9 protein-coding genes are annotated in these 14,687 nt (G+C 68.4%); 1 reads left to right on the top strand and 8 read right to left on the bottom strand.

Annotation, left to right across the window (positions count from 1 at the left end; translation table 11 throughout):
• Positions 1-9: 9 nt before the first annotated feature.
• Genes ACN469_RS15825 through ACN469_RS15860 form a run of 8 tightly spaced genes read right to left on the bottom strand, consistent with a single transcriptional unit; the run spans position 10 to position 10,062 of the window.
• Positions 10-2,187 (bottom strand): 3-hydroxyacyl-CoA dehydrogenase NAD-binding domain-containing protein, encoded by a 2,178-nt coding sequence (locus tag ACN469_RS15825; RefSeq protein ID WP_498768726.1) that lies wholly within the window; start codon positions 2,185-2,187, stop codon positions 10-12.
• 41 nt (positions 2,188-2,228) lie between these two features.
• Positions 2,229-3,440: an acetyl-CoA C-acetyltransferase gene (locus ACN469_RS15830; RefSeq protein ID WP_498768728.1), complete on the bottom strand. Its 1,212-nt coding sequence runs from the start codon at positions 3,438-3,440 to the stop codon at positions 2,229-2,231.
• 34 nt (positions 3,441-3,474) lie between these two features.
• On the bottom strand, positions 3,475-4,623 hold the full coding sequence (locus tag ACN469_RS15835; RefSeq protein ID WP_498768730.1) for an acyl-CoA dehydrogenase family protein: 1,149 nt from the start codon (positions 4,621-4,623) through the stop codon (positions 3,475-3,477).
• Between the two features lie 29 nt (positions 4,624-4,652).
• Positions 4,653-5,792, bottom strand: a complete 1,140-nt coding sequence (locus tag ACN469_RS15840; RefSeq protein WP_498768732.1) for an acyl-CoA dehydrogenase family protein — start codon at positions 5,790-5,792, stop codon at positions 4,653-4,655.
• A 32-nt stretch (positions 5,793-5,824) separates the two neighbouring features.
• Positions 5,825-7,663, bottom strand: a complete 1,839-nt coding sequence (locus tag ACN469_RS15845) for an AMP-dependent synthetase/ligase (RefSeq protein ID WP_498768734.1) — start codon at positions 7,661-7,663, stop codon at positions 5,825-5,827.
• 49 nt (positions 7,664-7,712) lie between these two features.
• A complete protein-coding gene (locus tag ACN469_RS15850; RefSeq protein ID WP_498768736.1) occupies positions 7,713-8,540 on the bottom strand; it encodes an SDR family oxidoreductase in 828 nt (275 codons plus the stop codon).
• Positions 8,537-9,223, bottom strand: coding sequence for a TetR/AcrR family transcriptional regulator (locus ACN469_RS15855; RefSeq protein ID WP_498768738.1), 687 nt, complete (start codon positions 9,221-9,223; stop codon positions 8,537-8,539). Before ACN469_RS15855 ends, ACN469_RS15850 begins: the two co-directional genes overlap by 4 nt.
• Positions 9,220-10,062 (bottom strand): enoyl-CoA hydratase-related protein, encoded by an 843-nt coding sequence (locus ACN469_RS15860; protein ID WP_498768740.1) that lies wholly within the window; start codon positions 10,060-10,062, stop codon positions 9,220-9,222. Before ACN469_RS15860 ends, ACN469_RS15855 begins: the two co-directional genes overlap by 4 nt.
• A gap of 579 nt (positions 10,063-10,641) precedes the next feature.
• On the opposite strand from ACN469_RS15860, the gene ACN469_RS15865 reads away from it, so the two are divergent.
• Positions 10,642-14,682, top strand: coding sequence for a PPC domain-containing protein (locus ACN469_RS15865; protein ID WP_498768742.1), 4,041 nt, complete (start codon positions 10,642-10,644; stop codon positions 14,680-14,682).
• The last annotated feature ends 5 nt before the right edge of the window (positions 14,683-14,687 follow it).

Consider the following 14,687-nt stretch of genomic DNA (forward strand, 5'->3'; position numbering starts at 1 on the left):
TTCGCGCGGCTACTTCAAGAACTCGCCCCGCTCGGCCTTTTCGACGAGCGACGCGGGGGGGAGGAAGTGCTTCCCGTAGCGCTGCGCCAGCTCGCGCGCGCGGGTGATGAAGCCACGCGGACCCGTGCCGCTGGGGCCCTCGTAGCCATTGATGAACTGGGCCACGCCGCCCGTCCACGCCGGGAAGCCGATGCCCAGGATGGAGCCGATGTTGGCGTCCGCCGCCGAGCGCAGCACGCCTTCATCGAAGCAGCGCACCGTGTCGATGGCCTCGGCGAACAGCATGCGCTCCTTCATGTCCTCGAAGGGGATGGTGTGGCCCGGCTTGGTGTAGTGCTGGGCGAGCCCCGGCCACAGGTTCGCGCGCTTGCCGTCCACGTAGTCGTAGAAGCCCGACCCGGTGGAGCGGCCCTTGCGCCCGTGCTTGTCGATGAGCGTGTCCACGACGGCGTAGCTGCCGTGCTCCACCCACGTCTGGCCCGCGGCCTCCGCGGCGGCCTTCGTCTCCAGGCGGATCTTGCGCGGCAGCGTCAGGGTGAGCTCGTCCATCAGCGCCAGGGGCGCCGCCGGGTAGCCCGCCTGCAGGCCCGCCTGCTCAATCGACGCGGGGGCGATGCCCTCGCCCACCATGGCGATGGCCTCGTTGAGGAACGTGCCGATGACGCGGCTGGTGAAGAAGCCCCGGCTGTCGTTGACGACGATGGGTGTCTTGCCAATCTGCACCGCGATGTCGATGGCCTTCGCCAGCGTCGCGTCGCTCGTCTTCTTGCCGGCGATGAGCTCCAGGAGCGGCATCTTGTCCACGGGGGAGAAGAAGTGCATGCCCACGAAGTCCTCCGTGCGCTTCACGCCCTCCGCCAGCAGCGTAATCGGCAGCGTGGAGGTGTTGGACGCCAGCACCGCGTCGGGGGCCACGACGTCCTGCACTTCCTGGAACACCTTGTGCTTCAGCTCCACGCCCTCGAACACGGCCTCGATGACCAGGTCGCAGCCCTTGAGCGCGGCGGCGTCTCCCGTCGGGACGATTCGCGCCAGCAGCGCGTCGCCCTTCTCCTTCGTGGACTTGCCCTTCTGGATGGCCTTCTCCACCAGCTTGACGGAGTACTGCTTGCCCTTCTCCGCGGACTCCTGGCTCACGTCCTTGAGCACCACGTCGATGCCCGCCTTGGCGCAGACGTAGGCGATGCCCGCGCCCATCATCCCGGCGCCGAGGATGCCGACCTTCTTCGCGGTGTGCTGCGGGTAGCCCTTGGGCCGGCCGCCACCGGAGTTGATGTGCTGCATGTCGAAGAAGAACGCCTGAATCATGTTCTTCGCGACCTGGCCGGTGGCCAGCTCGGTGAAGTAGCGCGACTCGATGGTGAATGCGGTGTCGATGTCCACCTGCGTGCCTTCGACGGCCACCGCCATGATGGCGCGGGGCGCGGGCATGTTCGCGCCCTTGATCTGCTTGCGCAGGTTGGCGGGGAAGGCGGGCAGGTTCGCCGCGAGGCCGGGATTGGACGGCGTGCCGCCCGGAATCTTGTAGCCCTTCGCGTCCCACGGCTGCTGCGCCGTCGGGTTCGCCTTGATCCACGCCTTGGCCGCGGGCAGCAGCGCCTCCACGGAGTCCACCACCTCGTGCACCAGGCCGACCTCCTTGGCCTCCTGCGGGCGGTAGCGCTGGCCCTGGAGCAGCACCTTCATCAGCGCGTCCACGATTCCCAGCATGCGCACCGTGCGCACCACGCCGCCGCCACCGGGCAACAGGCCCAGGGTGACTTCCGGCAGGCCCACCTGCGCGCCCTTCACGTCCGCGACGATGCGGCGGTGACAGGCGAGCGCAATCTCCAGCCCGCCGCCCAGCGCAGCGCCGTTGATGGCGGCGACCACGGGCTTGCCCAGCGTCTCCAGGATGCGCAGGTGCGCCTTGATCTCCTGGCCGAACTCGAACGCCTGCTTCGCGTCCTCCTTGCGGATGCGCTGCAAGTCGTTCAGGTCGCCGCCGGCGAAGAAGGTCTTCTTCGCGGAGGTGAGGATGACGCCGGTGATGTCGGCCTTCTCCTTGGCCAGCCGGTCCACCGTCGCGCGCATGGACTTCATGTACGCGGCGTTCATGGTGTTGGCGGACTGGTTGGGGTCATCCAGCGTCAAGATGACGATGCCGTCGGCATCCTTGTCCCAGCGGATGGTGTTCTGCTCGCTCATGAGGTTCGCTCGAATCTTGTCGAAAGGTGAGTCAAAGGGGTTCAGACGCGCTCGATGAGGGTGGCGACACCCATGCCACCGCCGACGCACAAGGTGATGACGGCGCGGCGCGCCTTGCGGCGCTCCAGCTCGTCCACCATGGTGCCGAGGATCATCGCGCCCGTGGCGCCCAGCGGGTGGCCCATGGCGATGGAGCCACCGTTGACGTTGAGCTTGTCGCTCGGGATGCCCAGGTCCTTCTGGTACTTGAGGACCACGGAGGCGAACGCCTCGTTGAGCTCGAACAGGTCGATGTCCTTCACGGACAGGCCGGCCAGGTCGAGCAGCTTGCGGGTGGCGGGGAGCGGCCCGGTGAGCATGATGGTCGGGTCCGCGCCGGACGTCGCCACGGAGGCGATGCGCGCGCGCGGCGTCAGGCCCAGCTCCTTGCCCACCTTCTCCGAGCCGATGAGCACCAGGGCTGCGCCGTCGACGATGCCGGAGGAGTTGCCCGGGGTGTGCACGTGCTCGATGCGCTCCACCGCGTGGTACTTCTGGAGCGCCACCGCGTCGAAGCCGCCCATCTCACCGATGCCGACGAAGGCCGCGTTGAGCTGGCCCAGCGAGGCCACCGTGGACTCCGGTCGCATGTGCTCGTCGCGGTCCAGGATGGTGAGGCCGTTCTGGTCCGTGACGGGGATGACGGAGTTCTTGAAGTAGCCGCCGGCCCACGCCTTGGCGGCGCGCTCCTGCGACTGCGCGGCGTAGCGGTCCACGTCCTCGCGGGTGAAGCCCTCAATCGTCGCGATGAGGTCCGCGGAGATGCCCTGCGGCACGAAGTACGTGTCGTAGTTGGTGGCCGGGTCCATGGCCCAGGCGCCGCCGTCGGAGCCCATGGGCACGCGCGACATGCTCTCCACGCCGCCCGCGATGACCAGCTGCTCCCAGCCCGAGCGCACCTGCTGCGCCGCCATGTTCACCGCGGTCAGGCCGGAGGCACAGAAGCGGTTGAGCTGCACGCCGCCCACCGTCTCCGGCAGGCCCGCCGCGAGCACCAGCGTGCGGGCGATGTCCGCGCCCTGGTCTCCCACGGGCGAGACGATGCCCAGCACCACGTCGTCGATGCGCTTGGGGTCCAGGTTCGGGTGGCGCTTCTTGAGCGCGTCCACCAGCCCGACGAGCAGCGACAGGGGCTTGGTGCCGTGCAGCGCGCCTTTCTTGCCCTTGCCGCGAGGAGTACGAACCGCGTCGAAGATGAATGCTTCCTGGCTCACCGGGAGCCTCCTTGGGATTTGGTGTGGGAGTGGGCTACAGCGAACGGGCGACGAGCTCTTTCATGACCTCGTTGGCGCCGGCGAAGATGCGCATGACGCGAGTATCCGCGAACAGGTGGGCGATGGGGTATTCCTTCATGTACCCATACCCTCCGAAAAGCTGGAGGCAGCGGTCCGCGACGATACACGCCTGGTCCGTGAGCCAGTACTTGGCCATGGCCGCGGACGCCACGTCCAGCTCGCCCGCCAGATGCTTCTCGATGCACTCGTCGAGGAACGCCCGACCCACCCGCCGCAGCGTCGCGCATTCCGCCAACTCGAAGCGGGTGTTTTGCAGAGCGAAAAGCGGCTTACCGAACACCTGGCGCTGCTTGGTGTACTCGACGGTGAGGTCCACGGCCCGCTCGATGCTCGCCTGCGCGAGGATGGCGGTGCTCAGCCGCTCCTGGGGGAGCTGCGACATGAGCTGCGCGAAGCCCTTGCCCTCCTCGCCGCCGAGCAGGTTGACGGCGGGTATGCGCAGGTCGTCGAAGAACAGCTCCGTGGTGTCCTGGCCATGGCCGCCGAGCTTCTCGAGGATGCGGCCTCGCTCGAAGCCGGGCGTGGTGTCGGAGACCTCCGCGCACACGAGGGAGAGGCCCGCGTGACCCTTCACGTCGCTGGTGCGCACCGCGATGATGAGGAAGTCGCACACCCGGCCGTTGGAGATGAACGTCTTGGAGCCGCTCACCCGGTAGAAGTCTCCGTCACGCACGGCGCGGGTGGAGAGGGCCTGCAGGTCCGAGCCGGCGCCGGGCTCCGTCATGGCGATGGCGCCCACCCACTCGCCGCTGGCGAGCTTGGGCAGCCACTTCTGCTTCTGGGCTTCGGACGCGTACGCGAGGACGTAGTGCGCGACGATGGAGCAGTGCACGGCGAAGCCCATGGTCGGGTCTCCGGCGCGCACCTGCTCCTCGCAGAGCACCGCCTCGTGGGCGAACGTGCCTCCGCCTCCGCCGTACGCCTCCGGAATGGACATGCACAAGAGGCCCAGCTCGCCCGCCCGGCGGTACAGCGCCTTGTCCGGGTGGCCCTGGGCCACGTGCTTGGGGACGTTGGGGAGGACTTCCTTGGTGAAGTAGGTGGCCGCGAGGCCACGCACCTGCTCGAGCTCGTCAGAGCTCCATCGAGGACGTGCCGTCATTGTCTGTCTCGCTCCGTCGTGAGTCGCTCTTACAGTCCGAACGTCTTGCCGATGATGTCGCGCTGGATTTCGCTGGTGCCGCCGTAGACGGTGGAGATGACCGTGGCGCGCAGGTGCGACTCCATGTCGTACTCGGTCGCGTAGCCGTAGCCGCCCATCATCTGAACACCCTCGAGCGCCACGCGCTTGGCGGTCTCCGTCGTCTTCAGCTTGGCCATGGACGCCTCGCGAGGGAGCATCCGGTCGGGCGCTTCATCCGCCATCTGGGCCACGCGGTAGATGAGCAGCTCGCAGCACTCCAGCTCCGTGGCCAGGTCCGCGACGCGGTGCTTGAGCGCTTGAAAGGAGCCGATGGGCTTGCCGAACTGCTTGCGCTCCTTGACGTACGCGACGGCATCGTCGAACGCGCGCCGGCCCCGGCCCAGCATGGACGCGGCGAGCAGGAGCCGCTCGCTGTTGAGGCCCGACATGAGCTGCGGCCAGGCCTGGTCCACCTTGCCCACGACGGAGTCCTCCGGCAGGAAGCAGTCGGTGAAGAAGACGTCGTTGACCTCCTTGCCGTTGAGCGTGGGGATGCCGCGAATCTCCACGCCCGGCGTGCCCGTGGGGACGCAGAACATGGTGAGCCCCTCGTGCCGCGAGCCCGACGTCTGCGTGCGCGCGACGAGCAGCAGGTGGTCGGCGAAGTGCGCGTTGGAGCACCACGTCTTCTGTCCGTTGACGAGGAAGCCTCCGCTCGTCCGCGTCGCGCGGCAGGTAATCGCGGCGGCGTCAGAGCCCGCGTCGGGCTCCGAGATGGAGATGGCCTCCACGCGGCCCCGGGTGATGCCGGTGAGGACCTTCTCCTTCTGCGCCTCGCTGCCGAACTTCGCGTAGGGGCTCGCGGCGACGGCCGTGGTGATGTAGCCGCCCACCGGGGCGAGCCCGTACGCGGTGCGCTCGGCGAACAGGCACATCTCGGCCATGCCGCCGTCGGAGCCACCGTACTTTGGAGCGATGCCCACGCCGAGCCAGCCCAGCTCGGCCATCTGCGCATAGAGCTGGGGGTTGTGGGCCTCGACGCCGTGCTGGGTCAGCGCGTCGCGCTGCGCGCGTGTACCCGTCTTGGCGCGACAAAACGCGTCGATGGAAGCAGCGAAGGACGCTTGCTCCGGAGTTCTCGCATGCATGGGGACTCGTGAGGGAGGCGGCGGGTGGTGTGTCAGGCGTTCTCGTAGAACGTGGCGATGCGCTCCGCGTACTGCTTGAGAATCACGCGGCGCTTGAGCTTCAGCGTCGGCGTCAGCTCGCCCGTCGCTGGGGACCACGTCTCCGTGACGACCTCGAAGCGTTTGAGCTGTTCTGCGCGGGAGAGTCGGTTGTTGACCGAAGCCACCAGCGCTTCCAGCTCGGAGCGGACCGCTGGCTCTCGCGTGAGCTCCAGGAGCGACTGGGGCGGCAGGCCGCGCGCCTTGGCCCACGCGGGCGCGACGTCCGCGTCCAGGCAGATGAGCGCCGTCACATACGACCAGCCGTCGCCAATCGCGATGGCCTGTCCGACGAGCGGGTGGGCGCGCAGCATTCCCTCGATGCGGGACGGGGCGATGTTCTTCCCGCTCGAGGTGATGATGAGCTCCTTCTTGCGGTCGGTGATGGTGAGGTAGCCCTCGTCGTCCACGGTGCCGATGTCGCCCGTGGCGAGCCAGCCGTCCGCGTCCACGGGGTTCTCAATCCTGCCGTCCGCGCCCAGGTAGCCCAGGAACAGCACGGGCCCGCGCACGAAGATTTCACCGTCCGCCGCCAGCCGGACTTGAAGGCCGGGGATGGGCCGGCCCACCGCGCCCACGCGGAACTCCGTGGGCGTGTTGATGGTGGCGCAGCCCGTCGTCTCGCTCATGCCCCAGACCTCCAGCACCTTGATGCCGAAGCCGCCCAGGTACTCGAGCACCTCCACGGGGATGGGCGCCGAGCCGCTGCTCGCCCACTTCAGCGCGTCCAGGCCCAGCGTCGCGCGCAGGGGCTTGAGAATCATCTCCTCCACCGCGGCGACCTTCTGGGCCAGCTCCGGCGGCACGCTCTTTCCGGAGCCCTCCAACCGGAACGCCTCCAGCACGGTGGCGTGCGCGGCCATGATGGCGTCGCGCCGGGGCGCTTCCAGGGTGCCCAGCTTCGCCTTGAGGCCGCCGGCCAGCTTCTCCCAGACGCGCGGCACGCCGAAGAATGCGGGAGGCCGCACCTTGGCCATCAGCGGCACCACGCCCGCGGGGTCCGAGCAGACGTGTACGTGCAGCGCCTTGTAGAGAAAGCGGTACAGGCCCAGCTCCCGCTCCGCGATGTGCGCCAGCGGCAGGTAGGCGATGGACGGCGCCAGCATCGGCGTGGGCACCACGGCGTCCACGGAGATGGCCTCATAGAAGGCGTTGCGGTGGCTGAGCACCACGCCCTTGGGGTCTCCGGTGGTGCCGGAGGTGTACATCATCGCGATGGGGTCCTCGGGGCGGATGCTCTTCCAGCCCTCCTCGAAGACGTCGGGAGACTCCTGGTGCAGCTTGCCTCCATCGGCCTCCACCTGCGCGAAGGAGACGTAGCGCGGGTCCCCCACGGGCACCGCCGCCGCGTCGACGACGATGATGCGCTTGAGGGAGAAGAGCGCCTTGAGGATGGGCCGCCAGCGAGCCACTTCCTCCGCGCCCTCCAGCACGACGACGGTGGCCGCGCTGTGTTGGGCGACATAGCCTACCTGCTCGGTGCTCAGCGTCTGGTACGCGGTACAGGGGATGGCGCCCAGGTGCACGGCGGCATAGTCGATGAGCCAGTGCTCCGGCCGGCTCGACATCATGATCATCATCCGCTCGCCGCGCTGGAGGCCGAGCGCGCCCAGCCCGCGAGTGAGCGCGGCGGTGCGCGCTCGAAGCTGGACCCATGTGTGTGTCGAGTCACCGGCGCTGAGGGCGGGGGTGTCCGCGTACTCCTCCGCGTTGCGCTTGAGGAGCAGCGGCAGGGTGAGCTTGTTCGCCAGGGATTGGCACTGCGCCTCCAGGTCTGCGAGCGACGTACCCATGGGCACCTCCAGCACTGTGATGGCCAACGACTCTCAGCGGGCTTTCACTTCAGGGGTCGACGTACAGGTCCAACATCACGTCGGGACCGCCGCCGTAGCGGCTGAAGTCATTGATGCCTTCGGCGCGCAGGACGTCCTCGTCGATGAACGTGTGGCCGGTGCAGTCACGGGGCCGGCGCTGGAGGATGGCCACCGCCGCGTCCGCCATGATCTCCGGCGCGCGGGCCCGCTGCATGGAGGCGTCACCCCCGAGCAGGTTCTTCACGGCGGCGGTGGCGATGATCGTCTTGGGCCAGAGCGCGTTGGCGGCGATGCCGGCTTCCGCGAACTCCGCCGCCCATCCGAGCGTGAGCAGCGTCATGCCGTACTTGGCCATGGTGTACGCCGGATGCTTGCCCAGCCAGTGCGGCGCCAGGTTGATGGGGGGCGACAGCGAGAGGATGTGCGGGTGAGGGGAGCGGCGCAGGTGCGGCAGCGCGGTGCGCGTCAGCAGGAACGTGCCCCGGACTTGAATCTGCTGCATCAAGTCGAAGCGCTTGAGCGGCAGCTCGTCTGTCTTCAGGGGCGCGAGCGCGCTCGCGTTGTTCACGCAGAAGTCGATGCCGCCGAAGCGCGCCACGGCCTCGTCCACGGCGCGCTGCACGTCGGCCTCCTCTCGCACGTCGCCCACTACGGCGAGCGCGTGGCCACCCGCGGCGCGAATCTCGTCCGCGGCCGTGTGCACGGTGCCCGGCAGCCGAGGGTCCGGCGTGTCGGTCTTCGCCAGGAGCACGACATTGGCTCCCAGCCGGCCCGCGGCGATGCCGATGGCCAGCCCGATTCCACGGCTTCCTCCGGACATCAGCAGCGTGCGTCCCGCGAGTGGCTTCGAGGTCATCCTTCGTCCTTTTCGCGCGGGGCTCCTGGCTTGGGGGCAGGAGCGTCACCCCGCTCGGCGCGACCTTGGGGTGAGGTGAGCTGGGGGAGGACGTCGCGGATGATGGTGATGAGCGCCTCGCTCAAGAGCAGGTGCGCGTCCTCGCGGGAGAGGGTGCCCCCGCGAATCCACTCGCGGATGGTGGCCTTCACCATGCCGGCGTAGGAGCGCATCATCGCGCGATGCCGGACGTCGCTGCCGACCTCCACCTTCATGCCGAGGAACTCGAGCGTCTTCGCCGCGGCCACGTCATCCGCCGCGGAGATGATGCGCTCGACCTCCGGGTCCGCGATGCTGCCCGCGCCGGTGACGGCGACGTACGTCTTTCCGTGCGTCGCCACCGTGTCGAGGTACCACTCGACGCTGCGCTCCACGCGTTGGCGCAGGGTTCCCGTCGGGCTGACTTTCTCTTCGAGGCCGGGCATGAGCAGCATCCTCTTCACGACCTTCAGGTAGAGGTCCCGCTTCTGCCCGAAGTAGTGGTTCAGCAGCCCCCGGGCGACGCCGGCTTCCTTGGCGATGTCCGTGGTGGAGACCTGCGCGTAGGGCCGCTCGCCGAACAGGCGCATCGCGCACTCCAGGATCTGCTCCCTGCGCGCATCCGGTTCCAGGCGCTTCCAGCGAGGCGCGGGCGCGGGGCTCATGACTCACGCTCCCGCCAGGGAAGGAACGCGGGCAGGTCCTGCGCCACGGTGCGCTCGAAGGACGGTGGCCGCTTCTGGAGGAAGGCCATCACTCCCTCCACGGCATCCGGGCTCTGGCCCAGCGTCGCGATGAGCTGGCTGTCCAGCGCGAAGGCCTGCTCGGGGGAGGGAAGGGCGCTCATCCGGTAGAGGGATTGACGGATGACGGCCACGGACACGGGCGCGGTGGTCTCCACCAACTCGCGCGCCAGCGTGTACGCGGCGTCCAGCACCGCGTCGGGCTCATGGAGCGAGCGCACCAGTCCCGCGCTCAGCGCCTCCTCGGCGGGGATGAGCCTGCCGCTCACCATCCAGTCGAGCGCGCGGCCCATGCCCACCAGCCGGGGCAGGAACCAGCTGGAGCCCGCCTCCGGATAGATGCCTCGTCGGCTGAACACGAAGCCGAAGCGGCTGTCCCGGGAGGCGAGGCGGAAGTCCGCCGGCAGCAACATGGTGGAGCCCACGCCCACCGCGGCGCCGCGCACGGCGGCGATGACCGGCTTGCGCAGCGCGAACAGCTGGCGCGTCACGCGCGTCGCCGGCTCCACCCAGCCTTGCTCCGGCGGGGCGCTGTTGGCGACCTCGAACGACAGTCCGCTCAGGTCCGCCCCCACGCAGAAGTCCTTGCCGGCCCCGGTGAGGACGACCACGCGCACGGCCTCGTCCAGGTCCACCGCGGACAGCGCGTGCGCCAGCTCGTCCGCCATGGTCACCGTGAAGCCATTGCGCGATTCAGGTCGGTTCAGCTCGACGGTGGCGATCCGGTCCGCGACCGAGAACCGGATGTGTTGGTAGCTCATGGCTGGGGCCTCATTGCTCCTGTGACGAGGATGATGGGAACTTGTTGGCGGGGTGTCAACAAGAAGAGACCTGCGAAGTCCCGCGTGCCTTTCGACGTGTTGCGTCATCCGGGGAGGTGTCCTTGCGGTGCGAAGAGGAGTCACGTGGGACCGAGCCTAGAGCCGGGCTGGGGCCAATGCACCCCCCCATGAAGACTTGCAACGGAGGAGGACAGCTCAAATGTCTGTCTATTTGGCGTTTCAATGCTCAAGCCCGATAGTCCGAGGCGCGGGCCGTGAGTGGCGGCCCGTTCCCCCCGTTGTCGTGGAGCCGCGCGGGTACTTCGTGCCCACCATGCGGGGTGGTCAGGCGCCGCATGCCGTCGCATCGCGAAGGGCTCGCTCGTGCCTCTCATGCGCGCGGCCGAAGGAACCTCTCGGGTCTTCCTGCCTGAAGCCGTGTTGAAAAATCCTCGTGGCGCACCGCGACATCTCGTGCCGGGGCACGTTCGATGGTGACGGAAACAAGTGTCACCTGATTGCACGAACCTGGGGCTTCGAGGCATTGGCCGCGAGGCCCCGACACGATTCGAGGACCCTGTGAATTGTCTTCAACGCATCTTCCTGCTCGCGGGAGCGCTGCTCCTGTGGAGCGGCTGCGATGGTGAGTCGCGCGAGTCCAAGCTGGAGTCCACCGAGAGCCGCGAGCAGGGACTGGTGGACGGGGTGCTCACCCCGGGCACGCCCCTCCCGTTCATCGCGGCCCCGACGGGCGGACAGCGGCTCTACACGATGGATGTTCCCGCCAACCAGAGCGCGGTGACCTTCACCACGTCGGGAGGGCCCGGCAACCTGGACATGAAGGTGGGCTTCGGCGCCGCTCCGACGGCCACGACGGGAGATTGCACGTCGGCGGGAGCGGACAGCGTGGAGCGCTGCGCCGTGTCCGGCCGCACGGTCGCCGGCACGTGGTACGTGCTGCTCACCGCCACGAGCGCCTTCTCCAACGTGACGCTCACGGGGACCGTCACTGCCCAGGGCACGGGCACCAGCCCCGTGCGTGTGCTCACCAGCGGCCAGGCCGTGTCGGCTGTGTCCGGTGTGGTGGGCGACTGGCTGATGTACTCGCTCCAGGTGCCCGCGGGTCAGACGCAGTTGAGCGTGGCGCTCTCGGAAGGAACGGGCGACGCGGACCTCTACCTGCGGCATGGCGCCACCCCCGACCTCACGAACTTCGCCTGCCGCTCCAGCAACGGAGGCAACGCGGAGAGCTGCGTGGTGTCCGCACCGGAGGCTGGCACCTGGTACGTCATGGTGCGCGGCTACAAGGCCTTCAGCGGCGTGAAGCTGGTGGGCACGGTGGTGCCTCCCGTGACGGCGCTCATCAACGGCCAGCCCGTCTTGAACCTCTCGGCGGCCAAGGACGTCATGCTCTTCTACACGCTGGAGGTTCCCGCGCAGCAGACCTCATTGAAGGTGACGCTGACGGGAGGAACCGGCGACGCGGACCTCTACGTCAAGCGGGGAGGGCTGCCCTCGACGACCAGCTATGACTGCCGCTCGTGGGTCAGCGGCAACGCGGAGACGTGCACGGTGACGTCTCCGCCAGCGGGGACGTACTACGTCATGGTGCGTGCCTATGCGGCGTTCAGTGGCATCACGCTGCTGGCGCAGACGGTGAGCGGCGCCGAGCAGGCCGTTCCGCTGACCAATGGCCAGGAGGTGTCGAAGCTCGACAGCCGCACGGGCGGGCCGTTCCTGTTCAAGCTGGAGGTCCCTCCAGCCGTCGCCACGCTCCGGTTCGAGGTGCCGTCCCTCTTCGCCGGCTCTTTCTTCATGTCGGTGAAGTACGGCAGCCCGCCGGTGGGCACTGACTACGATTGCTATCAGACGAGCACCGGGGCGGGCTGCACCTACGAGGAGCCCCAGGCGGGCACCTGGTACGTCCGGGTGGCTCCGCACTCTCCCTACAACTACTTCGACTCTCTGTCGGTCCGCGGTGAGTACAAGGGCGTGGTCAGCCACACCGCGCTGACGAACCTCCAGTCGGTGACGGGCGTGGGCGGTCTTGGCAATGACCGTCTCTACTACACGTTGGAGGTGCCACCGGGGCAGGCGCGGCTGGCCATCTGGGCCCAGGGCGGAATGGGCGAGGCCTCTGTGTCGGCGCGACGTGGCAGCAAGCCCACGCATGATGCCTATACGTGCAGGAAGCCCTTGCCCGGCTCCTGCGTCATCGACGCGCCGGCGGCGGGCACGTGGCACTTCTGGGTGGAGCCGACTGGCAACAACAACTTCGCGGGCCACACGCTGACGGCCGGCTACACCAGCTCCGTGCCTGTCTCCACGGGAGAGCTGGTCCTCGACCAGCCCTCGGCCCCGCTCTCCGGCATCCCGTTGGAGGATCGCCTGTTCACCCTCCAGGTGCCACCCAATCAGGTGAAGCTCGAGTTCACCCTGAGCAGCGGCCCCGGTGAAGTCGTGGTGGATGCGCAGCCCGGCGCCGTGCCACCTGCGACGGGGACCTCGGGCTGTTTCATGGGCGTCACCTGTGTCATCGAGCGCCCGGCGGGAGGCACCTGGTACGTGCGCGTCCGCGCGCGCTCGGCCTATCAGGGCCGGACGCTCGTGGCGAAGGTGACCGCGCCCGTTCCGTTGCTCAACGGCGTCACCCTGAATGGCCTCCCGGAGGGCTCCCAGAAGAACTACTACCGCTTCGAGGTCCCCTCGGGACGCAACGGGCTGACCTTCGTCACGCAGGGCTACAGCCAGGCCGACGCGAATCTCTACGTCAAGCGAGGCTCCCTGCCGACAAAGACGGACTTCGACTGCGCTTCTGCCCAGTCGAACACGTCCTACGAGCGGTGCGACTATTTCGATCCCCAGGAGGGCCCGTGGTTCGTGCTCGTGGAGGTCACCAGCATGTGGCCTCCTCCGGGCTCGGGCTACAACGCCACCCTCGTGGCGCGGCACTCGGAGACCGGGCCCATCTCCTCCATCACCGCCGATTCCGCGACGCTCGTGCTGCCTTCGGAGAACTCCTTCCGGACGTACCGCCTGGAGCTCCCCGAGGGGCAGCCCTATCTCCTGGTGGAGTTGTTGGACAAGCAGTATCGCCAGTCGGTGGGACCGGAGGTCTGGATTCAGCACCAGGCTCATCCGACCGAGTTCTCCTACAAGTGCAAGGCCTGGCGCGCCTGTGACATCCCCACGCCCGCGGGGGGCGTCTGGTTCATCACCCTGTCTGGCAATGCCGCGTTCGACGGCGCGATGCGTGTCACCACGACGAACCGGGAAGCTCGTGCGTTGGTCAATGGCATGTGGGAGCAGCCCGTCCAGAACGTCCCCGTGTCCACGATGACGGTCTTCAAGCTGGAGGTCCCCTCGGGAGCCAGCCACCTGAACTTCAACCTGAAGGGGGAGACCACGAATACCAGTGATGCGAATCTCTTTGTTCGCTACGGCGCTCCTCCCACCACCTGGAGCTATGACTGCGCGTCGAGGAACGCCATGGGTAGCGAGGAGAACTGCGACGTCGTCCAGCCTCGCGCCGGCACGTGGTACGTGGGGCACTGGACGCAGACGGTCTCGAGCCTGTCGTCCATGGCGCGCCTGTCGGGGACCTACGCGATGGCGCAGGCAGAGGGCATTCCCTCGCTGACGTCCCATGTCGCGCTCACCGGGCTCACGGCGGAGGCCGGCTCGCAGCAGGTGTGGAAGCTGGAGGTTCCGCCGGGGCAGGGGCTGCTGTGGTTCGGGACGGGGAACGGCGTGGGCAACCCGGCGCTCAAGGTGAAGTTCGCGGGGCGGCCGGTGGGAAGCGCGAGCGTGAACTGCTCCGGGTCCACCACCACCAACGGGCAGGTGTGTGTCATCCCGAACCCGAGCGAGGGGACGTGGTTCGTGTCGCTCACGGGCCCGGCGCGGTACCGAGGCCTGTCGCTCACGGGAGGCTTCATCAATGCGGGGACGGTGACGGCGCTCTCCAGCGGCGTGCCCCTCCCCAACCTCGTCATCAAGCCGGGCAACCCCCAGTTCTTCGCGCTGGCGGTGCCGGCGGGTGAGTCGGAGCTGCTCTTCGAGGCGTCGGCCCAGGCGACGACGACGGGCGACCTGGCCGTCTATCTGGCGAAGGACGCGCTGCCCACCACGGCCAGCACGCGCTGCGCGGAGCCCACCGCGGGCACCGTGCGGTGTCAGGTGTCAGCGCCCGCGGCGGGCACCTGGTACGTGATGGTGAGGTCCTCGTCGGCGACCTACGGCGCGGCCCGCATCGTGGGCTTCCATGCTCGGCAGGTGGACACGGTGCCGCTGGTGCGGAGCGGGACGTACACGAAGGGGCTCACCGGCGCGGTGAGCCTCGCGAGGACCTTCAAGGTCGTCGTACCCCTGGGCGCGGACCACCTCGCGGTGGAGGCGGGGCCCATGGACACGGGGTCTCCCTCCGGCTCCGTCAAGGTCGCGACCCGGAAGGACAGCCCGCCGACGGCCACGGAGTTCGGTTGTGCCTCGTCGGGGGTTTCGAGTTCTTCGAGCTCAGCGTCCTGCTGGGTCTTGGAGCCCGCGCCGGGCGTCTGGTACGTCACCGTGACGCCGACGACGGCCTATCGCGACCATGGGTTGTTCGTGGAAGCGCTGTAGCACCA

Origin of the sequence: Corallococcus terminator, assembly GCF_049194865.1 — a bacterium.
GTDB classification, from domain to species: Bacteria; Myxococcota; Myxococcia; order Myxococcales; family Myxococcaceae; genus Myxococcus; species Myxococcus terminator_A.